This window comes from Sedimentibacter sp. B4 (assembly GCF_000309315.1).
In the GTDB taxonomy this organism is placed as follows: Bacteria; Bacillota; Clostridia; order Tissierellales; family Sedimentibacteraceae; genus Sedimentibacter; species Sedimentibacter saalensis.
The window spans coordinates 25,443-47,081 of the sequence record NZ_CANG01000043.1 but is presented as its reverse complement, the minus strand read 5'-3'; the positions used below and the strand labels follow the sequence as shown (position 1 = coordinate 47,081).

Below are 21,639 nucleotides of genomic sequence, written 5' to 3'. Positions count from 1 at the left end.
AATGTCTGCTATAAGTAATAAACTCAAATCATCTAAATATAATATAGTAAATGTTCAATAAAATGAACAAAATAAGAATTAGCTGAAGGAGGTTATTATGAATACTTTAATAAGTGCTGACAACACTTGGGCGTTGTGGTCTATTCTCATTGGCATTGCTGCAATGAGCATTTACCTTGAACAGACTTATGCCTGGGCTTCAAAGATTACCGGTGCCATAATTGGTTTGGTGGCAGCCATGCTTTTAGCCAATTTCAATGTTATTCCTACAGCAGCTCCCACATACGATGTAGTGTGGGGTTATGTTGTGCCCCTTGCTATTCCTCTTTTATTATTTGATGCCAACATCAAAAAAATCTGGAGGGAAAGCGGAAGGGTTTTAATCATGTTTTTGCTAAGTTCCATAGGAACAATTGCGGGTGTTTTATTATCATTTATGCTGCTGAAAAATTATATTCCGGACTTATACAAAATGGCAGCCATGATGACCGGTTCGTACATTGGCGGAGGTGTAAACTTTGCTGCCATGGCTGAATCATTTGGAACAGGAGAAGAGTGGATATCGGCTCTTACAGTTGCAGACAATCTTTTGATGGCATTATATTTCTTTGTGCTTCTGGCAATTCCTTCAATTGGATTTTTTATGAGAAAGTTCAAACATCCCCACATTGATGCCGTAGCTGAAAATGCAAATAAAGAAGAAGGAGAAACACTTGCTGCCCAGTACTGGGGAAGAAAAGACATTTCCTTAAAAGACATATCTTTTGCAGTTGCTATTGCTTTTGTTGTAGTATGGATTTCTACAGCACTTTCGTCATTCCTGTCCGGTGTTATACCAAAAGGCAATTTTGTGTTGAATTTGTTTAATGGCTTTTTAGGCAACAAATATCTTTTGATAACAACATTTACAATGCTGCTGGCTACATATGCTCCTGGATTCATAAATAGCATTCACGGAGCTCAGGAACTTGGAACATTTTTGATTTACATATTCCTTGTGGTAATAGGAGTTCCTGCTTCAATACCTGTTATTATTTCACAGGCACCTCTGCTGTTGGTGTTCACTGGGGTCATAGTGCTTATTAACATGATTGTATCTTTCGTATTCGGAAAATTATTTCACTTTTCACTGGAGGAAATTCTTCTTTGCTCAAATGCAAACATAGGCGGACCCACAACAGCAGCTGCCATGGCCATAGCCAAAGGCTGGAATAAACTCATAGGTCCTATTGTACTGGCTGGAATTTTTGGATATGTAATAGGAAACTATCTTGGAATATTTATGGGTAACCTGTTTCAATTAATGTAAATTAGTTTTCATAGGGGGAAATATGTTTCTGGACATACATGGTGATATTTGGACAGATGTTACAATTAAAAGGGGATTGGGAAGAAAAAACGTCATAAGAAACGATCATCTTGAAAGATTTAAAACAGGAGGAATGGCAGGAGGAATATTTGTCATATGGGCAGATCCTCCTAATGATAAAAGACCAAGGGAAAGAATTGTTGAAAGCATAAAATCAATGAGCTGTGAGCTGTGGGAAAGCAGAGATTTTTTAAAGATTATGCTTAACACAGATGATTTTTATACGGCAATGAAAGAAGATAAACTGGCTGTAATGCTGGGGTTGGAAGGACTAAGCTGTATAGGCGAAGAAGTGGATGACTTGTACACCTTGTATCAGCTGGGCTTCAGACATGCAACCCTCACATGGAATGAACAAAACGATTTAGCAACAGGTGTGAAGGGTAATCATGACAGAGGGCTTACCCGAAAAGGAAAAGAAGCAGTAAAAATAATAAATGATCTTGGAATTATGCTTGATGTATCCCATGCTAACGAAAAAACTTTCTGGGATATATGCAATGAAACAGACGCACCTTTCATGGCCTCTCATTCAAATGCTAGGGTATTATGTGATGTGCCGAGAAATCTTACAGACAATCAAATAAAAGCAATAGGTGAAAAGAAAGGTCTCATAGGCATGAACTCATTCAATGAGTTTATAAGTTTTGAACCTGAAAACATGACAGTTGATTTTTTAATTAATCACCTGGAGCATGTTGTTGAACTCATTGGAATTGACTGTGTGGCTCTTGGTTTTGACTTCTTTGACTATTTAGAAGGAGATACTACAAACAGCTTTACAAGTGATGCTTACAAAGGAACAATAGGTCTTGAGAACATAACCAAAGGCAACAACATGCTTGTAAAACTTGAAGAAAGAGGATTTTCCAAGGAAGATATAGAAAAAATAAGCTATAAAAACTTTCTTGGTCTCATGGACAGAGTTTTGAAATAAACTATTCATACTGGTAACCAGTATGAAAAATTTCATTATATTTAAGCTTTATTTTCCTGCAAGTTTTTTATTAATCAATTGCTGATAATACAATCGGAAATAAATGGATAATATTGCCTGTGTTATGATTGGGATTAACGTTTACAGATTGAAAATACAGGTGTATAATAAATGTGAACTTTATTATTAGGGGAGATAAAGTGAAAATATTATATGGGTGGGGAAGCATGAACAATAAAATTTCCTCTGATTTGCTGAGAGGACATTCTGACACTATGATTCTTAAGCAGCTTATGAATGGTGACAAATATGGTTATGAAATAACCAGATTGATTAATTCAAGTTCTGCGGTTGAATATGAACCTAAGGGAGCCACAATGTATTCAAGCCTTAAAAGATTGGAAAATGAAGGCTGCATAATCTCCTACTGGGGTGATGAATCCCTGGGCGGAAGAAGGAAGTACTACACCATAACGGAAAAAGGTAGACTGACCTATTTCGAAAATAAGAAAAACTGGGAATGTGTAAAAACTATTCTCGAACAATTGTTGTAACGATACAAGGAACTTGTGCTATGCAGGTTCCTTTTTCCTTTTGCCGCCATGTTTCTCCTTGACCATGTGTGTTATTTAAGTTATTATATAAAACGGCCGACAAATGCCGGTGAAGGAGGATATATGACACTTAGAGATCATCCTGATTATGAAATAGAACAAAAAAGACTTGAAGAAACTGTTGATTATATTGAAAACAACATAGGTTCATCGGAAAAGAACAAGGATTTGTACAAGGCTGAAATAAAGGACGCATATTCAAACCTTGATCCCACAGATTCAAGCCACAGCTACATGTCCATAATGCTGCACACAAGACTGTTGGATGAGCTGGAAAGAAACTTCGAAAGATTTGTCAAGGCAAAGGACAAACCGTATTTTGCACGTATTGACTTTCAGGAAGAGGGAAGAAACTTAACAGAAAAATTTTATATAGGCAAGTTATCGCTGCTCAGGCCTGACTGGGAAGTTCCCATGATACTGGACTGGCGTTCACCTCTTGCCAGCGTTTATTACGACGGAAGGCTCGGACATGTTACATACCTGAATGATTTGGGAGAAGAAATGTCTGGTGAGCTTCTTTTAAAAAGACAGTACGAAATAGAAAACAAACAGCTTAAAAACATAATGGATGTGGACATCACTGCCACAGATACTTTTTTACAGGCTTCACTTGGAGAAAACAAAGACAATCGCCTTAAGGACATAGTTTCAACAATTCAGGCAGAACAAAACGCCATAATAAGATCAGACATAAACAAACCCCTGATAGTCCAAGGGGTTGCAGGAAGCGGAAAAACAACCATAGCCCTTCATCGCATAGCTTATCTCATATATACATATGAAAAATCATTTTATCCTGAAGAGTTCATGATTATAGCTCCAAACAGATTGTTCTTGAACTATATTTCAGGAGTTTTGCCGGAGCTTGGAGCTGACAATGTAAAACAGACCACATATGCTGATTATGCCTTTGAACTCATTGGAAACAAGTACAAACTAACAGATTCCGAAGAAAAGCTTGTTTCCATCATCAATACAAATCATGTGGACTCACAAAATTCTGAATCAATTAAAGTTTCAGCTTTCAAGGGTTCTCTTGCATTCAAGAACATCATTGCAAGATATGTGAAGGAAATTGAATTAGGCTACGTCCCAGAGGAAGATTTCAAGCTTGAAGGCTGTACTCTCATGAGCGTAAAGGAAGTGAAAAATGCACTGCTTCGGGATTACAACCACCTTCCTCTTTATAATAGGTTTGAGCAAATTGAAAAGCACCTGAGATTTCGCCTTGATAAGGAAAAATCAAGAATTTATGATGAAGTGAAGCTATCCTATGACAAGAAGATTGAAACCATAAGAAAAAATGAACCTGACAGCGAAGAACGAAGGCTTGTGATAGTTGACTTGTTGAACATAAGGGATGCAGCCCTGGAAAAAATAAAGAAAAACACAAAGACTGCCGTAAAAAATTATATGAGTCAATTTGTGAAAAAAGATTTGTTCCACTACTACATTGAAATCATAACAAGCGAAGAAAAATTAATTGCACTGAGCCACGGCAAGCTTAGCAGTGAATTTGCATCTGTTGTGAGCAATTATTCAAAAAAAATTCTTCAAATGAATATGGTGGAACTTGAAGACCTTGCTCCTTTATTGTACCTTAAACACAGAATAATGGGCTTTGAAAATTCTGTAAATATCAAGTATGTTGTAATAGATGAGGCGCAGGATTTCAGCCTATTTCAGTTTTATGTGCTGAAAAAAATATTCAACACTGACTTTTTCACAATTCTTGGAGATTTGTCACAGGGAATACACTCTTACAGAAGCATAAAGGACTGGAAAATGGTTCTTGAAAAAATATTTGAACCTGACAGCAGCCGTTTTCTGAAACTTGAACAAAGCTACAGAACAACAATTGAAATTATGGACCTTGCCAATGAAGTCATAAAACTCATACCAAATGATGAGCTTATTCTGGCAAAGCCGGTTGTAAGGCACGGAGATGTTCCTGAAGCATCAGTCTTTGAAACAAAAAAAGAAGTGATTGCTGCAACACAAAAAATGGTGTCTGAACTTATGGCTGAGGGCTACAAATCAATTGCACTCATTGGAAAAACTCCTGAAGAATGTAAAAAGATACACAAAGAACTGAAAAAAGAGATTAATATTAAGCTTATTGAAGGCAAAGAAGAAGAGTATGACAACACAATTGTAATCATGCCCTCATATCTTTCCAAAGGACTTGAATTTGATGCAGTTATAATTATAAATATAGATGACGTGTACCAGGAAGAAGAACTGGACCTTAAGCTTCTTTATGTAGCCATGACGAGGGCCCAGCACAGACTTCACATTTATTTTAAAAAAGGGAACAACAGACTTCTGGAAAATCTTGCTGATTTATAATTTACCGGAAGCATTCCAGAAAGTGTCTGGCTGCCAGGGTCAAGTAATGATTTTTAAGCCATACAACCACTAATCCGGTGTCTATGTGTATATCCGGTACTTCATAGCTTTTTAAATTTGAATTTGAAATAAGATTAGTCCAGTCTCTTGGTACAATTGAAACTCCCATTCCCTGTTCTGCAAGAAGCAGAAGGGGCCTTGTATCTTCAATTTTACACAGGATTCTTGGCTTTAATCCTTTTTCACGGAACATGTTCACAATGTCTTTTTCAAATCTCCTGTGCACCATCAGCGGCTTTTGGGATAGTTCTTCCAGGGACAACCTACTGCCGCTTTTTTTTTCGTTAATTTCATTGCATGATACTGCCACCATTTTTTCCATTGGAAGACATATGGATTCATAATCTTCTGAATTAAAAGGTGCTCGTATTACCCCTATTTCTACAAGCCCCCTCTTTAAAAGCTCCAAAATTTCATCAGTGGTCTGCTGCCTTATTTCAAAGTCTATGCCCGGATATTGATTATGAAAAGAGAAAATTTTTTCCGTAAGGACTGTTTCTATGGCTATAGAAAGACAGCCCAATGAAAGCACACCCTTTATTCCTTTGTTGAAATCTTTCATTTCTTTTTGTGTTGCCTCTGACAAATCTAGAATTTGTTTTGCCCTGTAGCTTAAGAGCTGGCCGGCTTCTGTTATTTTGAATTTTCGGGTGGTCCTGTCTATCAAAACTACACCTAGTTCTTCTTCAAGCAATTTGAGCATTTGACTTAAGTAAGGCTGTGCCAGGTGAAGCTTTTGTGCTGCCTTTGTAATATTTCCTTCTTCAACTATTGCAAGAAAATATGAAAGTTGTCTGTTGTCCACTGTTCCTCCATTTATAATAAATTAATAATATATCAAATAGTTTTTAGATATTTTTATTATATATCATTTTCTGCTACAATGAAACAAAAACATACAAGCGTTAACATTTAATTTATGAAAAATACCAGCATTACAAAAATGTTTGAAAAAAGGTGAATTTGATGTATATTAGAAGTAACTTTTATGTTAAATTTAATGAATTTGAAAAACTCATTTCCAGGAATCTTGACAAGAGAGGATTGGATAAAGTTAATCTTACGGGGCAGATCGAATCTTGTGTGAAATCTCTCAACTTAAGTCAAACAGTGGTAATTGTAACAGGCTTTGTTATAAAATCAGCAGGAGTTGGTGAGACAGATGGACCGCCTGGTGCATTGGCTCTAGCCTATGGACTTGAAAGATTGGGTAAGAAAGTTGTAATTGTAACTGATAAGTATTCAGAGAAGTTTCTAAAAATAGGTGTTGAATTATTAAATCTTGAAGCAAGCATACATATTTTTAAAGAGAACATGGAAGACCAGCAAGCAGAACAAATTATTAATGAGTATGAACCGGATCATATAATTGCAATTGAACGGCCGGGCAGAAACATTGAGAACAGATGCTATTCAATGATGGGAGAAGATATAACTGAATTTTGTCCAAATACAGACCTGCTGTTCATTAAAGCGAAACAACATAATATAAGAACATCAGCAGTGGGTGATGGTGGCAATGAAGTGGGCATGGGAAAAGTCAGTGATGTTGTTAAAAAGCATGTGTTTAAGGGAAACATCATATGTGCACAGGTTGAGACTGATAGCCTCATTGTAGCAGGGGTTTCTAATTGGGGTGCTTTTGCAATCTGTGCAGGTCTTTGCATTACTAACAACAAAATAATCATGTATGGACGAAAAAACATACCAGGACGTATTGGAGAAAATTGTAAAAGCAGGTGCAGTAGACGGCTGCAGCAAGAAAAATGAAACAACAGTAGATGGATTGTCTTATGAAGAAAACTTAAATATTTTTATTAAGTTAAAAACAACAGCAGAAAATTCAATCAAATATAGACTGTCAGCATCATATTAAACGTCTGGAAAATAATTTTAATTAATAAGGTTGATTTGGAGGTATAAATGTACAAAGTAGATTTAAACAGTGACATCGGTGAAAGTTTCGGAGATTATAAGCTGGGTATGGATGAAGAAGTGCTTAAACACATTTCTTCGGCTAATATTGCATGCGGATTTCATGCAGGAGATCCCTTGACAATGGACAAGACTGTAGAAATGGCTGTCAGTGAAAATGCTGCAATCGGAGCTCATCCTGGATTTCCCGATTTGATGGGTTTTGGCAGAAGAGAGATGAAAATAACTGCAGAAGAAGCAAAATGCTACATCAAATATCAAATTGGAGCATTGTGGGCATTTGCCAGGAGCAAGGGCGTTAGTCTGCAGCATGTGAAGGTTCACGGAGCATTTTACAACATGGCAGCAAAGGATGCTGGACTGTCTGAAGCCATTGTACAGGCAATTTATGAAACGGATAAAGATTTAATTCTTGTAGGTCTTGCAAACAGTGAAATGATAAAAGCAGGCAAAAAGGCAAATCTAAAGGTTGCAAATGAAGTGTTTGCAGACAGAGCATACAATAAAGACGGAACATTGGTATCAAGAAAAAAAGAAGGTGCCATGATTCATGATGAAGACGAGGCCATACTAAGAGTTTTAAGAATGGTAAAGGAAGGAAAAGTAACTGCAATTACCGGTGAAGACATTGATATTCAGGCAGATACAATATGTGTACATGGGGACAACCCAAGGGCAGTAGAATTTGTTGAAAAAATAAAACGAGCTCTTCAAGCAGAAGGTGTTGAAGTTGTTCCCATGGGAAGTTTCATAAAATTATAAGATGTGAGGAAATCATGTACGACAAAGCAAAATATCTATTTTCAGGTGACAGTGCTGTAAACATTGAGTTTGGAAACAGCATTTCTGAAGAAAGCAAACAAAAAAATAAGAGCCATGGCATCTGCAATTGAAATTAATAAAGTCCATGGAATTATGGAGCTGGTGCCAACGTACCGTTCTTTGATGATACATTACAATCCTTTAGAGACTGATTTTTATAAACTTGTAAACATATTGAAAAAGATTGAAGAAAATTTAAGCAACATCAAGCTTCCCGCACCTGAGGTAATTGAGATACCTACATTGTATGGAGGCGACTGGGGACCGGACATAGAAAATGTAGCAAGATACAACAACATAACAGTTGAAGAAGTTGTTGAAATACATACATCCAGGGAATATCTAATCTTCATGCTTGGGTTCACTCCAGGCTTTCCATACTTGGGAGGAATGGACAATAGAATTGCTGCCCCAAGGCTTCAAACACCAAGGACCAGAATACCTGGAGGTTCCGTAGGAATAGCCGGAGAACAAACAGGAATTTATCCTGTATCAAGCCCCGGTGGGTGGCAGCTCATAGGAAGTACTCCCATAAAATTATTTGATCCTCTCAGAGAAAATCCAATATTGCTCAAATCAGGAAACTATATAAAATTTAAGAAAATAAACGAACTAGAATATGAAAAAATCAAGCAGCAATTGGATAATGGAACTTATAAATGCATTACGTATCCTAAAGAGAACGGAGGGGATGGACATGGGACAGTTTAAAGTTGTTGATGCAGGGTTTATGACAACCGTTCAGGACTTAGGAAGGTATTCCTACCAGCAATACGGGGTGTCTGTTTCGGGAGCCATGGATCATGTTGCTGCAAAATTAGCCAACATATTGGTGGGAAATGATGAAAATGAAGGCTTGCTTGAAGCAACAATGATAGGACCTAAAATTGAGTTTTTAGATGCTGCTGTCATAGCCATAACCGGAGGAGACCTGCAGCCTGCAATAAATGGAAAATCATTAGAATTAAACACAAGCATTGCAGTAAAGAAAGGTGATTTTCTTTCATTTAAAGGGATGAAAACAGGGTTAAGAAGTTACATAGCCTTTGCAGGCGGAATTGATGTTCCTGTTGTAATGGGCAGCAAATCAACTTTCCTGAAAGCTCAGATAGGCGGATATGAAGGAAGAGCCTTGAGAGCTGGAGACATATTAAAGACAGGAATAGCCCCCATGAGTGTATCAGGAAGAGAAATAGCAGGAAATTTCTATGACTATGGCAGTGAAATTGTGGAATTGAGAGTTGTGTTAGGACCTCAGGATGATGCTTTTACAGAAAATGGAGTTGAGACTTTTTTTAACAGTAAATTTCGTGTGACTAATAATTGCGACAGAATGGGGTACACATTGACAGGAGAAAAAATAGAGCACAGAGATGGAGCAGACATAATATCAGATGGTATTTCCATGGGGGCCATACAGGTGCCAAGCAGCGGAACTCCCATAATAATGATGGCTGACCGACAAACAACAGGCGGGTACACAAAAATAGCCAATGTCATAACTGCAGATCTTCCTAAACTAGCACAGGCAAAGCCGGGAGATGTTATAGTCTTTAAAAAATCAACCATTGAAGAAGCTCACATGCTTTTGAAGGATTTAGAAAATAAAATTGATGAAGTTAAAAAGCAATTATCTGCTAAGAACAAAAATATAGCAGAAGAAATAAAAGTGAATAACATCAAAAGTTACAATGTAAGAGTAAACGGAAAATCATATGCAGTAAAAGTAGAAGAACTCTAAAAAATCAAGGGAAACATGGATAACAATTTTGTTGAAGGGGAATGAGTAAATGAATTATCATGACTTGCATCCAAAAGAAATAAGAAAATTAATGAGAAATGAAATGATCACAACACCCACAGCAGGCATGTGCGGCGGATATGCCCAGGCAAATCTTGTTATACTTCCGCAAAAATATGCTGATGATTTTAAATTGTTTGCAGAATATAATCCTAAACCATGCCCAATACTTGAAATCACTGAACTAGGTAGTTTTATTACCATCAAGACAGCTCATAATGCAAATATTATCACCGACATACCCAAGTATTTCATATACAAAGACGGTGTGAAAACAGATGAATGTTATAATGCAGAAAAATATTGGAGTGATGATTTTGTTTGTTTCCTCATAGGATGCAGTTTTTCATTTGAGGAAGCATTGATGCGGGAAGGAATTGAAGTAAGACACATAACAATGGGCTGCAATGTCCCCATGTATAAAACAAATATACAGTGCAAAACATCAGGAATATTCAGCGGTCCATATGTAGTAAGCATGAGACCCATAAAGTCTGAGGACATAAAAAAAGCATATGAGATAACAGAAAAGTTCCCCCATGTGCACGGAGCCCCCATACATTCAGGAAATCCCGAAGAAATAGGAATAAAAGATATTAATAAACCTGATTACGGCGATAAAGTAGAAATAAAGGCAGGAGAAGTGCCTGTGTTTTGGGCCTGCGGTGTTACACCACAGGCTGCAATTGAAAATGCAAAGCCTGAAATTGTAATAACACATGCTCCGGGACACATGTTTATAACTGATATTCTCAATTCGGAAATAGAAGAAAGATTGTTTGGTTAGAAATACTAAATATTACAAAAAAGACAATAGTGTATGTATTTAACATTGCAGGCTATAACTTGAGTTTTATACCTGTTAAAAACTGTAAAATAATGTTATAATAGGTTTATTATTCTCAGAAAGGATTTGCTATGTCAGAAAACAGGAAGTTATTCTTATTTATACCTATTTTTACAGCTTTAACTCTTTTTTTTGCAGCAAGCATGTATATTGACAATACATATGGCTTAAGCCTTTATGAATATATTCATTATTCAATTCCGGTTACCGACGAAGAAGCTGAGTACCTTTCTGAAAAGGGTACTATTTATTTTTCATCAGATAAGAACGCTCCACCTTTTGCCTACATTGACAATGCTAATGGGCAGTACAAGGGTTTGGTACTGGATTATGCTAGCGCATTGTCAATTGAACTTGGCGTTGATATAGAGTTTGTTCCACAGGTTTGGGAAAATGTTTTAGGCAGCGTAATATCTGAAGAAGCTGATATGTGTGACATTTTTCCAAGTGAAGAACGCAAGAAATATTTTGCGTTTTCAGAGCCTATCTACAGTATGCGTGCTATAGCTATGACCAGAAATACAGATGAATTTATAAATGCAAATGATTTGAAAGGCTATACGGTGGCAGTCCCTGCCGGTGATTATGCAGTTGAATATATAAGAAAAAATATTGAGGGTGTAAAAATAGTAGAAACATCTGACTTGTTTGATTCGGTGAAGCAATTTAAAGAAGGCAAGGTTGATGCAGTTGTTGGGGATGAGCCTGTACTCATGCATTTTGCAGAAGAAATAGGCATAGATGACAAGGTTAAGATTCTTGATGCTGCATTGTACGATCGTGAGGTGTGCATTGGCGTAAACAAGAATGACATTCAGCTGGTAAACATATTAAATAAGGGAATATTGACTTTGAAAAAAACAAATTCCGTTGAAAAAATACATCAAAAATGGTTTGGAATTTCTGAGCCGATTTTAAAATACAGAGTTCCGGACAACCTAATGATGTTTTTCACTGTTCTTATTTCAACATTAGTTATTTTTTTCATGGGTATGGCTTTGTGGAGCTACACTTTAAAAAATGAGGTAAAAAAAAGAACAGATGATTTAAACAGAAGCAGGAACAACCTTCAGATGACTGTTGACGCATTATCAAGCTTTCTGGTTTGTGTGGATGAAAAAGGATTGATAGTTAACACAAATAGATCTTTCTGCCGCTTCATGAAAGAAGAAAACAAAAAAGTTGAAGGAATAGATTACAGAGAAATTCCAATTTTAAGCCATATAGATATAAATAATTTTAATAATGATAATGAATTTATGTTCGGCGGGCGTTACTATATGTTTTCAATTTCTGAAATAGAGCATTATGACTATAAGTACCTAATAGTAATAGAAGACATAACAGACAGTAAAATAAGTCAACAGCAGATTTTACAGCAAAATAAGATGATCGCTCTTGGTCAGTTGTCTGCAGGAGTTGCTCATGAAATAAGAAATCCTCTTGGTCTTATTCAAAATTATTGCTACATACTTAAAACATATGTTTTCGACCAAAATAAGGTTGCAGAAGATGCTATAGACGTTATTGAATCATCTGTTCAAAGAGTTGGTAAAATAGTCGACAACTTGCTTAATTTTTCCCATATGGAAAACAATAAATCAGAAGTCATAAATCTGAAGGAAGAAATTTTAAATATAGTTGCCTTAGAAAACAAGCTCAGCTTAAGGAAGAAAATTGAAGTGAAAGTAAACTGCAGTGACGGCATAAAGTTCCTGACAAAGACAGGGTCTCTGAATCATATTATTTTAAACTTGTTATCCAATTCAATTGACGCCATGGATGATGGAGGAAAAATTTTCATAGACTGCAGCGCGGAAAATGAATATTTGATGATTGATTTCAAGGATACCGGTACGGGCATAAGCAAAGAAAATCTTGAACGAATATTTAACCCGTTTTTCACAACCAAGAAGGTTGGACAAGGTACAGGCCTTGGATTGTACATAGTATATAATGAAGTTCAGAAAATAGGCGGAGAAATTCATGTTAATAGTCAGCCTTGTCAAGGAACAACTTTCAGGATGAAATTTCCATTGCTAAAGGAGACATGCTAAAATGTATGATTTTAAAATATTGGTGGTAGATGATGAAGAAGAATTCAGAAATGTATACAAGCTCATGCTTGAATTCAGGGGATTTGAAGTTTCACTTGCTTCATCTGGAGAGGAAGGGTTAAGCTTTCTTGAAAAGGAATGTTATGACCTTGTGATTACTGATTTGAAGATGGAAGGCATGGATGGTACCGAACTTTTGAAAAAAATAAAAGAAAAGAATTATAACTGTGAAGTTATTTTGGTAACTGCCTTCAGTACCGTAGAAAATGCTGTAATTGCAATGAAGCTTGGAGCATTCGGATATTTTATTAAGGGCCAGGATCCTCAGATTCTCCTAAAAGAAATAGACAAGCTTTTAAAAATAAAGGAGCTTGAAAATGATAATAAAACCATAAAAAGCAGTCTCATGAGCTTTAATTATCTGCTTGAAACACACAGTCCGAAGTTTAAGGAAGTATTGAGAATCTCAAAAAAAGCTGCAGAAAGCAATGCAAACATACTAATTTTAGGTGAATCGGGAACTGGCAAGGAAGTTATTGCTAAATATATACACCAATGCAGCAGTCGAAAGGAAGAAAGTTTTGTTGCAGTAAATTGTCAGGTTTTTTCTGATGGAGTGCTGGAATCGGAACTGTTTGGTCACGAGAAAGGATCATTTACCGGAGCTTTTGAAAAGAGGATTGGAAGGTTTGAAGAGGCTGACATGGGGACATTATTCATGGATGAAATAGGAGAACTTCCGCTTAATACTCAGGTCAAACTTTTAAGAGTAATTGAAAATAAAGCAATCGAGAGAATAGGAAGCAACAAAAGTATTGGTGTAAATTTAAGGTTAATTAGTGCTACAAACAGGAATCTGGATAAGGAAATAAGGGAAGGTAGATTCAGAGAGGACTTGTTATACAGAATTAACACAATAACTGTAGAAGTGCCAACACTAAAGGAAAGGAAAGAAGATCTTCCTATTTTAATTAATTTCTTTATGGATAAGTATCAAAACGAGATGAAGAAAAAGATAAACAAAATGGAAGACGGGCTTCTGGAAATGCTCATAAGCTATGATTATCCAGGAAACATAAGAGAACTAAAAAACATAATAGAAAGGCTTGTTGTGTTAAGTGATAATGGTATACTGAGAAAAAGAGACATGCCTTCGATAAAAGTATCTGTTCAGGAAAATCCAGAAATGGGAAGTGTAGTCGTTTTAAAACCCTTAAGAGAAATCAGACAAACTTATGAAATTAAGTACATAAAACTTGTTCTGTCAAGATGTGGCAACAATTTGAGCGAAGCTGCACGTATACTTGAAATAAGCAGGAGGCAGCTTTACAACAAGTTGGAAGAATACGGCATGTCAGAGCAATATGTGAAATAAACTTCACAGTTTGTGAAATAATCTTTACATATGAAAAAGTATGTAAGAAGAAGTCCTAATTATTCCTTTCAAATATAACCTGTTTTTGAGCAAGTTTACCTTTCTTCATCATACTTTATGAATATGGCATAATTGTTGCTATATTATTGAGCAAATGATGAAGGAGGAATACTTATGGAAAAGATTGTACAAATTAATGACTTGGTGAACAGTATTGTATGGGGACCATACATGATTGCCCTTTTGGTGGGCACTGGTATTTTTCTAAGTTTTAGACTTGGGTTGCCGCAGATTTTCAATTTCAGATTTATAATGAGAAATACAGTTGGGAAGATGTTCAAAAAGACAAGTGGTGTAGATGGTGATATTACCTCCGGGCAGGCAGGACTTACAGCTATTGCTGCTGTTGTAGGAACGGGAAATATTGCAGGCGTGGCCACTGCCATAGCCATAGGCGGACCTGGAGCAGTATTCTGGATGTGGGTTTCTGCATTCTTTGGAATGGCATCGAAGTTTTCAGAAATTGCCCTTGGTATTAAGTATCGAGAAAAAAAGGAAGATGGCTCAATTGCCGGCGGTGCAATGTATTATCTAGATAAAGGACTTCATAATAAATTCTTGTCATACTTTTTCTGCATTATGGTTATCATAACTTATTTTATAATGGGAGCTGTTGTTGATACAAATTCTATAGCGCTTTCTGTTCAGGAACAATGGGGTGTCAAACCTATAATAACAGGAGTAATTCTTTCGGCCCTCACAGCAGTGGTAATTCTTGGGGGTATAAAAAGAATGGGGCAAGTATGTGAGTTCCTTACACCATTTATGGGTGGCCTTTACATACTGACAGGCATTTCAATATTGATTCTTAACGCTACAGAAGTACCAGGCGCTATAGCGCTAATATTTACTAGTGCATTTAAACCAATTGCTGCAACAGGAGGGTTTGCAGGAGCAGCAATTGGCCAGATTGTAAAAATGGGCTTTGCTAGAGGATTATTCTCCAATGAAGCAGGTATGGGAAGTTCACCTATTATTCATAGTAGTGCTCAAGTTAACCATCCTATTGAACAAGCAATCTGGGGTGTAGCTGAAGTTTTTATAGACACTATAATCATTTGTACAATTACTGCAATAGCAATTGTGGTATCAGGTGAATGGACAACAGGTGTTTCAGGTGTCGCACTTACAATGAGAGCTTTCAACAAGACATTACCGGGAAACATTGGAAGCTATATAGTGCTTTTTTCAGCGATATTGTTTGGATACTCATGCCTCATTTCAGTAAATTATTATTGTGAAAGGGCTGGAGAATACCTGTTTGGACCTAAATGTATAAAACCTATGAGAATATTGTGGGTTATATTCATTGTGGTTGGTTCAATCGGAGGTTTGGAATTTGTTTGGGCACTTGCTGACACGGCCAATGGCCTAATGGCAATACCAAATCTTATAGGCTTGATATTCCTGAGCGGAACTGTTGTAAATTTAAAGAAGGACTTTTTTAGTAAAAATAAATCCGAGAATACAGGTAACTAAAAATAATATTATGAGTCAAAAGCAGACTGTTTTGAACAATCTGCTTTTTTGTATTATATAAGTAAATACATAAATTAGTATCCTGGGAAAGAGCATAAAGTACATTAATAATGAATATGTCAAAATACAGGTATGATTTTGACAATTATGTCCTCAGAGGATATAATTGTATTTGAAATTATTTATTATTGATGAATAGAGGAATTCAATTGAAAAACAGATGGATTTATCCTAAGGTGGAAAAGAAACTTAATATAAAAGAAATACCGGAAGTTGTACAAGCAATACTTAGTAATCGCGGATACACAACAAAAGAAGAAATGGAAGAATTTTTAAACTGCGACATAAATTCGCTTTTGGATACATCCCTCATGAAGAATGCAGACAAGGGTGCTGATTTGATAATTTCAGCTATAAAAAACAATGAAGGAATTACAATAGTCGGTGATTACGATTGTGATGGTGTATGTTCTACTGCTTTTGGAATGATCACATTGAAAAAGCTTGGAGCAGATGTTAATTATTATGTCAATGACAGGTTTATTGACGGATACGGAATCAACAAAAATGGAGTGGACTGCATATTAAAGCAGTTTCCAAACACCAGTCTTATATTAACGTGCGACAATGGAATTGCAGCCAACGAAGCAATTGATTATGCAAAGGAAAAAGGACTCACTGTTGTGATTACAGATCACCATGAGCCTGGAGAAAAAATTACCGGCGGCGGATGCTGTAATTGATCCTAAGCAGAAGGACGACACATATCCGTTCAAGGGATTGTGCGGAGCTGGGGTTTTGTTCAAACTAATGCTTCTTGTATACAAGAAACTCAATGTTAATATAAATAAAGTGTATTGGCACATGGACATTGTGGCGCTGGCAACAGTGGGAGATGTTGTTCCATTGGTGGGCGAAAACAGGATTATAGTTCAAAAAGGATTAACTATAATAAACAACAATCCAAGTCCTGTATTTAAAATGTTCAAGGAAATATGCGATGTTAAGACAGAGGTCAATTCTCATTTTGTCATGGGATTCATTTATGTGCCCATGATAAATGCCATTGGAAGAATAGTGGGCAAAACTGACAAGGCAATAGACTTGTTTCTTATAAACAACAAACAACAAATCATAGAGTATATAAATTTCTTAAAAAAAGTAAATGAGACGCGAAAGTCTATGACTGAACAGCAATACAGCACTGCAGAAAAAATTGTGGAAAATGATGTGCTTAAAAATGTGCTGGTTGTATATGACAAGAGCTTCCATGAAGGAATAATAGGTCTCATAGCAGGAAGGCTCAAGGAAAAATACAACAGGCCAACAATAGTGTTCACTGACAGCGAGGAAGGATTGCTAAAGGGTTCAGGAAGAAGCATCGACGGATTTAACCTGAAAGAAGAGCTTGACAAAATAAGCCATCTTACTGTAGGTCATGGAGGACATGCCAAGGCAGCAGGTCTTACAATTGAAAAAGCAAATTTATCAGAATTTGCAGAGACAATTGTTGCTTTAGGCGAAGAAAATCTCACTGAAGAAAACTTCGTCAAGACATATCAGGTAGATTATGTGTTGGATCCGGATAACGTGTATGATGACATATGCACGGAGCTTAAGATGCTTGAGCCCTATGGAGAGGGATTTCCAAAACCAAATATTGTTCTGGACAATTTTGAAATTACAGGGCAGCCATTTTACATGGGAAAAGAAAAGCAGCATATAAAATTCAGGGGAAAGATGCTAAATGTTCTTATGTGGAATGAAGCTGAAGAATACAAGAGAATTGGTGAACCAAACAAACTGACAATACTGGGATTTCCTGAAACAAACACATTCAACAACGTTACAAGCCTTCAGTTCACATGCAAGGATTATCAGGTATCTTATTGATTTTACTTAATATTGCACTTTGTTCATTTTAATGATACAATGATTTGCATAATGACTTGCATATACTGTCCAAGGTATATGATTCTAGGGTTATTACTATAATACTTAGGTTTATTTAGGAGGCAATATGTTTTTTAATTTAAATAAATGTGTGGGGCATATTACTGAAAATGCAATAAAGCAGATCTCGGAAGCCTTCGGCCGCAGGCTGCAGAATTCAGGTATAACACGTATACAGTGGATTGCACTATATTATGTAAAAACCAACAAGCGAATTTCTCAAAGAGAGCTTTCTAATCTTATGAATGTACAGGACTCAAGTGCGGGCAGGCTTATTGACCGCTTGGAGAGAGATGGTTTGATTGAAAGAGAACGAGATAACAGCGATAGAAGGGTTGTTTACATACAACTTTCTGATGCAGGTGATAAACTTATTTCTGATTTAATGCCTATAGGTATTAAATTCAATGAAGATTTGGTATCAGGAATTGATGAAAACGAACTTATAATTTATGAAAAAGTTTTGCAAAAGATGATTTTAAATACTAAAAAATAATTATTAAAACTGCTTACCAGCGCAATTAAATGAGGGTAAGCAGTTTTTTTATAAATTTGTAAAAAAATTGTTTGCAATTTAACAAATTGTTTGCTATACTTAACATTAATAATTGCTATGCTTAACATTGCATGGACAAATAAAATTGAGGAGAAAAAATATGGCTTATAATGTTAGAGAATTACTTAATTCATTCGTGGGTGGACTTGAAAATCTTGCAACAACAAATCCTGAAAATGTAGGTGCATTTATGGGATTGCTAGGCGCTTCTTATGAACCGAAGTCCATTGACCTTAAGACAAAAGAATTGATGAGCGTGGCAATCGGCTGTTTCACAAGATGCGAGTATTGCATTGTTTATCACTCATACAAAGCTTTTGAAGCAGGTGCAACAAAAGAAGAAATATTAGAAGCTGCTATGATTTCAGTGGCTTTTGGCGGTGGACCATCTATGGCATATGCAGTAACACTGCTTAATGAATGTATTGTAGAATTTGAAGGCGATTTCAAATAAAAAAGGAAAATCACTTTTATTGGAAATTATATTGGAGGCCTTAAGAAATGAAATATGATTTAATAATAGAAAAACTTTCCGGACACGACACGTCCGGAAAAATCGGAAAAATAAATAAAAAAGCCGGAGATGCTTTAAATGCAGGGGACACAATATTTTCAATAGAGTCCGGAAAAGGAACAATTAAATATACATCGCAATATAAGGGTGTACTAGAAAAATTATCAATTACCGAAGGCGATATAGTAAAAAAGGGTCAGGTTGTTGGAACTGTTGAAGGAGAATTGTTTAAAGAAACAGAAACTGTGAAGGCAAAGCCCACCTATTCCTTTGGTCTTGCAAAGCCTGTACAAAAAAGCTATGAAGTCGATGTAGCAATTGTCGGTGGAGGCCCTGGAGGTTATGTTGCTGCCATAAGAGCAGCCCAGGGTGGAAAAAAAGTAATTATAATTGAGGAAAACAGACTTGGCGGGACTTGTCTCAACCATGGATGCATTCCTACAAAAGCACTGGTAAGCAGTGTAGAGACTTTAGAAAAAATAAGACGTTCTGAAAGTTTCGGAATAGAAGTAGGAGAAGTAAAGTTTTCTCTTGATAAGATAATGAACAGAAAAAATGAGGTAGTCAATACATTGGTTTCAGGCATTGAGCACCTGATGAATGTTCATGAGATAGAATATTTAAGTGGCAAAGCCGAGGTGAAAGATTCAGAAACTCTCACTGTGAAAAACAAATCCATCGATGCCACTATAAAATTCCAAAAATTAATCATAGCTACAGGATCAAAGACAGCTATTCTTCCAATTGAAGGTGCAGACAGTGAAGACATCCTTACAAGCCAGGATTTGTTGGAGATGACAGAAGTACCTTCATCACTTACAATCATTGGTGGGGGAGTTATAGGTATGGAGTTTGCCTTTATCTATAATGCTTTAGGCACTAAGGTAAATGTAGTGGAATTCTTCCCACAGATATTAAATAATATGGATGGGGATGTAGCAGAAGTAATTAGAACATCTGCCATTGAAAAAGGAATCAATATCTATGAGAGTGCTAAGGCATCAGCTATTAAATCTGCATTAGATGGAACAAAAATTGTTGAAATTAATGAAAACAATGAATCAAAATATCTTATAAGTGAAAAAGTAGCCATGGCAGTTGGAAGAAAGGCAAATCTTGAATCCTTAGACTTAGAAATACTAGGGGTAGAGCTTAATGAAAGACGCAACGGCATAATGGTTGATTCCCATATGAGAACGAGCAATTCAAATGTATATGCAATCGGTGATATAACAAATAAGATACAGCTAGCTCATATAGCTTCCCATCAAGGAATTGTAGCCGCAGATAATATAAACGGAATTGAGAATGAAATGTGCTATGATTTAATACCAAGTGCAATATTTACAATGCCAGAAGTTGCACATGTTGGATTAAATGAAAAAGATGCAGATACTCAAAACATTGATTACATGACAGGTAAATTCCCATTAATGGCAAATGGTAAGGCACAAGCAATGGGAGAAACAGAAGGCTTTGTTAAACTTATTGCGAACAGGGAAACAAGAAAAATCATAGGCGGAACAATAGTTGGTGTTCATGCTACTGACATGCTTAGTACAATCAGCAACATAATAACTTCAGGTTTGACTATTGATAAGGCTGCACACGTTATATACGCTCATCCTACTACAGCTGAGTCCATTCATGAGGCATTGCTGAATATTGATGGCCGAGGAATACATTTTGCATAAATTTAAAGTATATCTCTCAGAATCCTTTGACCCTAAATTCAATTTATCAATAGAAGAATGGCTGATGGATTGCAGTGAGCCTGATGAAGTAATATTGTTTCTGTGGCAAAATGAAAATACCATTGTAATTGGAAGGAATCAGAATCCCTACAAAGAGTGTGACGTTAAGAAGCTTAAAGAAGATGATGTCTGCCTCATAAGAAGATTGTCAGGTGGTGGTGCAGTGTACCATGATCTTGGAAATCTAAATTTCACGTTCATAGCATCTGATAGTAATTATGATGTAGAAAATAATTTAAAAGTGATTATAAATGCTATTGATAAATTTGGAATTAAAAGCGCATTTAATGGCAGGAATGATTTACTTGTGAATGAACGAAAGTTCTCTGGTAATGCATTTATCAGTGACAAAGGCAAAAGCTGTCATCATGGAACCATGCTCGTAGATGTTAATTTAGATAAGTTGTCAAGATATTTAACTGTGTCTCCTTTAAAACTAAATTCAAAAGGGATTGAATCTGTATTATCAAGAGTTTTAAACCTGAAAGAAATATGTCCGCAAATGACCATTGAAAGTTTAAAAACTGCTCTCATAACAAGTTTCAATGAGTTTTACAATACAGAGACTAAACCAATCACTCTAAATGAGAATGAAATAGATGTAGCAAAGTATGTAGCAAAGTATAAATCGTGGGAGTGGAACTATTCAGAAAGTCCTGACTTTTCATTAGTATTAGAGAATAAGTTTGATTGGGGAATTTTTGAAATTAATTTAGAGCTTTCAGATGGAAAAATAACAAATTGCAGAATATTTACAGATTCCATTGAACTTGAAGACTTTAAAATCTTAGAAAAATCACTTGTTAGTGTACAATTTAAAAGAAGTGACATACTTTGTGTTATTGAAAAATACATCAGAAGTGGAAAAATCAAGCAAGGACTCTGTAGCTTCATTAGCGATAAAATACACATATAAACTTAACAACCTAAATAAGCCTTCACATGACAATTGAAAGTCATAGAAGCATTTTAGCTTTACTATATTTTATTAATGCATATGAAAAACCTGCAAATAAATGCAGGTTTTTTTATACAAATTGTTATAATGCTTTGATTTATATACATTTAATCATGTTTGGTTACATTTTAGTTACACAATTTATATAAAAAATAACCTTATTGCTTGCATTAACCGATTATACATGTTATAATTA

At 35.9% G+C, this 21,639-nt stretch carries 19 protein-coding genes and 1 pseudogene; 19 read left to right on the top strand and 1 reads right to left on the bottom strand.

All coding sequences use genetic code 11. The annotated features are described in order from the left end of the window. The first annotated feature begins 97 nt into the window (after positions 1-97). The 4 genes from BN358_RS08900 (at position 98) to helD (ending at position 5,272) form a co-directional block, all read left to right on the top strand. Positions 98-1,309 (top strand): DUF819 domain-containing protein, encoded by a 1,212-nt coding sequence (locus tag BN358_RS08900; RefSeq protein WP_019228891.1) that lies wholly within the window; start codon positions 98-100, stop codon positions 1,307-1,309. A gap of 22 nt (positions 1,310-1,331) precedes the next feature. Then, positions 1,332-2,306 carry a dipeptidase gene (locus BN358_RS08895; protein ID WP_019228890.1) on the top strand — a complete coding sequence of 325 codons (975 nt, stop codon included), beginning with the start codon at positions 1,332-1,334 and terminating at the stop codon, positions 2,304-2,306. A 227-nt stretch (positions 2,307-2,533) separates the two neighbouring features. Beyond that, positions 2,534-2,860 carry a PadR family transcriptional regulator gene (locus BN358_RS08890; RefSeq protein WP_040582264.1) on the top strand — a complete coding sequence of 109 codons (327 nt, stop codon included), beginning with the start codon at positions 2,534-2,536 and terminating at the stop codon, positions 2,858-2,860. A 123-nt stretch (positions 2,861-2,983) separates the two neighbouring features. Next, positions 2,984-5,272: an RNA polymerase recycling motor HelD gene (helD, locus tag BN358_RS08885; RefSeq protein WP_019228888.1), complete on the top strand. Its 2,289-nt coding sequence runs from the start codon at positions 2,984-2,986 to the stop codon at positions 5,270-5,272. 1 nt (position 5,273) lies between these two features. On the opposite strand, the gene BN358_RS08880 is transcribed toward helD, so the two are convergent. Then, positions 5,274-6,137: a LysR family transcriptional regulator gene (locus BN358_RS08880; RefSeq protein WP_019228887.1), complete on the bottom strand. Its 864-nt coding sequence runs from the start codon at positions 6,135-6,137 to the stop codon at positions 5,274-5,276. 161 nt (positions 6,138-6,298) lie between these two features. Between BN358_RS08880 and BN358_RS08875 the strand changes: the two genes are divergently transcribed. From BN358_RS08875 to BN358_RS08810, 15 genes and pseudogenes are all read left to right on the top strand, one after another. Next, on the top strand, positions 6,299-7,102 hold the full coding sequence (locus BN358_RS08875; RefSeq protein ID WP_040582260.1) for a DUF4392 domain-containing protein: 804 nt from the start codon (positions 6,299-6,301) through the stop codon (positions 7,100-7,102). Beyond that, positions 7,050-7,208: a DUF4392 domain-containing protein gene (locus BN358_RS28310; RefSeq protein ID WP_198018353.1), complete on the top strand. Its 159-nt coding sequence runs from the start codon at positions 7,050-7,052 to the stop codon at positions 7,206-7,208. The genes BN358_RS08875 and BN358_RS28310 overlap by 53 nt, the downstream gene beginning before the upstream one ends. 47 nt (positions 7,209-7,255) lie before the next feature. Continuing rightward, positions 7,256-8,029, top strand: coding sequence for a LamB/YcsF family protein (locus BN358_RS08870; protein WP_019228886.1), 774 nt, complete (start codon positions 7,256-7,258; stop codon positions 8,027-8,029). A 14-nt stretch (positions 8,030-8,043) separates the two neighbouring features. Then, a pseudogene (gene pxpB, locus BN358_RS08865) lies at positions 8,044-8,800 on the top strand (5-oxoprolinase subunit PxpB). Next, positions 8,787-9,830, top strand: a complete 1,044-nt coding sequence (locus tag BN358_RS08860; RefSeq protein ID WP_019228884.1) for a biotin-dependent carboxyltransferase family protein — start codon at positions 8,787-8,789, stop codon at positions 9,828-9,830. Before pxpB ends, BN358_RS08860 begins: the two are co-directional and overlap by 14 nt. Before the next feature lie 49 nt (positions 9,831-9,879). Beyond that, positions 9,880-10,677 (top strand): putative hydro-lyase, encoded by a 798-nt coding sequence (locus BN358_RS08855; RefSeq protein WP_019228883.1) that lies wholly within the window; start codon positions 9,880-9,882, stop codon positions 10,675-10,677. Positions 10,678-10,808: 131 nt separating this feature from the next. Then, positions 10,809-12,794 carry a transporter substrate-binding domain-containing protein gene (locus BN358_RS08850; protein ID WP_019228882.1) on the top strand — a complete coding sequence of 662 codons (1,986 nt, stop codon included), beginning with the start codon at positions 10,809-10,811 and terminating at the stop codon, positions 12,792-12,794. 1 nt (position 12,795) lies between these two features. Then, entirely contained in the window at positions 12,796-14,169 is a 1,374-nt protein-coding gene (locus BN358_RS08845) for a sigma-54 dependent transcriptional regulator (protein ID WP_019228881.1), read from the top strand. Positions 14,170-14,343: 174 nt separating this feature from the next. Next, positions 14,344-15,708 carry a sodium:alanine symporter family protein gene (locus BN358_RS08840; RefSeq protein WP_019228880.1) on the top strand — a complete coding sequence of 455 codons (1,365 nt, stop codon included), beginning with the start codon at positions 14,344-14,346 and terminating at the stop codon, positions 15,706-15,708. A 209-nt stretch (positions 15,709-15,917) separates the two neighbouring features. Beyond that, complete coding sequence (locus BN358_RS08835) at positions 15,918-16,451, top strand: DHH family phosphoesterase (protein WP_040582258.1); 534 nt, start codon at positions 15,918-15,920, stop codon at positions 16,449-16,451. Then, positions 16,408-17,601 carry a DHH family phosphoesterase gene (locus BN358_RS08830; RefSeq protein WP_019228879.1) on the top strand — a complete coding sequence of 398 codons (1,194 nt, stop codon included), beginning with the start codon at positions 16,408-16,410 and terminating at the stop codon, positions 17,599-17,601. Before BN358_RS08835 ends, BN358_RS08830 begins: the two co-directional genes overlap by 44 nt. 127 nt (positions 17,602-17,728) lie before the next feature. Continuing rightward, positions 17,729-18,157 carry a MarR family winged helix-turn-helix transcriptional regulator gene (locus BN358_RS08825; protein WP_019228878.1) on the top strand — a complete coding sequence of 143 codons (429 nt, stop codon included), beginning with the start codon at positions 17,729-17,731 and terminating at the stop codon, positions 18,155-18,157. Between the two features lie 160 nt (positions 18,158-18,317). Further along, the gene (locus BN358_RS08820; protein WP_019228877.1) at positions 18,318-18,671 is read left to right on the top strand and encodes a carboxymuconolactone decarboxylase family protein; all 354 of its coding nucleotides are present in this window, start codon (positions 18,318-18,320) and stop codon (positions 18,669-18,671) included. A gap of 47 nt (positions 18,672-18,718) precedes the next feature. Then, on the top strand, positions 18,719-20,425 hold the full coding sequence (gene lpdA / locus BN358_RS08815; RefSeq protein WP_019228876.1) for a dihydrolipoyl dehydrogenase: 1,707 nt from the start codon (positions 18,719-18,721) through the stop codon (positions 20,423-20,425). Continuing rightward, complete coding sequence (locus BN358_RS08810) at positions 20,400-21,401, top strand: lipoate--protein ligase (RefSeq protein WP_019228875.1); 1,002 nt, start codon at positions 20,400-20,402, stop codon at positions 21,399-21,401. The genes lpdA and BN358_RS08810 overlap by 26 nt, the downstream gene beginning before the upstream one ends. Positions 21,402-21,639: the final 238 nt, after the last annotated feature.

Coding starts and splice junctions, on each gene's coding strand:
- BN358_RS08845 (WP_019228881.1), top strand. CDS start 12,796: ATGTATGATTTTAAAATATTGGTGGTAGATGATGAAGAAGAATTCAGA.
- BN358_RS08855 (WP_019228883.1), top strand. CDS start 9,880: ATGAATTATCATGACTTGCATCCAAAAGAAATAAGAAAATTAATGAGA.
- BN358_RS08890 (WP_040582264.1), top strand. CDS start 2,534: ATGAACAATAAAATTTCCTCTGATTTGCTGAGAGGACATTCTGACACT.
- BN358_RS08820 (WP_019228877.1), top strand. CDS start 18,318: ATGGCTTATAATGTTAGAGAATTACTTAATTCATTCGTGGGTGGACTT.
- BN358_RS08840 (WP_019228880.1), top strand. CDS start 14,344: ATGGAAAAGATTGTACAAATTAATGACTTGGTGAACAGTATTGTATGG.
- BN358_RS08900 (WP_019228891.1), top strand. CDS start 98: ATGAATACTTTAATAAGTGCTGACAACACTTGGGCGTTGTGGTCTATT.
- BN358_RS08830 (WP_019228879.1), top strand. CDS start 16,408: ATGAGCCTGGAGAAAAAATTACCGGCGGCGGATGCTGTAATTGATCCT.
- BN358_RS08895 (WP_019228890.1), top strand. CDS start 1,332: ATGTTTCTGGACATACATGGTGATATTTGGACAGATGTTACAATTAAA.
- lpdA (WP_019228876.1), top strand. CDS start 18,719: ATGAAATATGATTTAATAATAGAAAAACTTTCCGGACACGACACGTCC.
- BN358_RS08870 (WP_019228886.1), top strand. CDS start 7,256: ATGTACAAAGTAGATTTAAACAGTGACATCGGTGAAAGTTTCGGAGAT.
- BN358_RS08850 (WP_019228882.1), top strand. CDS start 10,809: ATGTCAGAAAACAGGAAGTTATTCTTATTTATACCTATTTTTACAGCT.
- BN358_RS08875 (WP_040582260.1), top strand. CDS start 6,299: ATGTATATTAGAAGTAACTTTTATGTTAAATTTAATGAATTTGAAAAA.
- BN358_RS08860 (WP_019228884.1), top strand. CDS start 8,787: ATGGGACAGTTTAAAGTTGTTGATGCAGGGTTTATGACAACCGTTCAG.
- helD (WP_019228888.1), top strand. CDS start 2,984: ATGACACTTAGAGATCATCCTGATTATGAAATAGAACAAAAAAGACTT.
- BN358_RS08810 (WP_019228875.1), top strand. CDS start 20,400: ATGGCCGAGGAATACATTTTGCATAAATTTAAAGTATATCTCTCAGAA.
- BN358_RS08825 (WP_019228878.1), top strand. CDS start 17,729: ATGTTTTTTAATTTAAATAAATGTGTGGGGCATATTACTGAAAATGCA.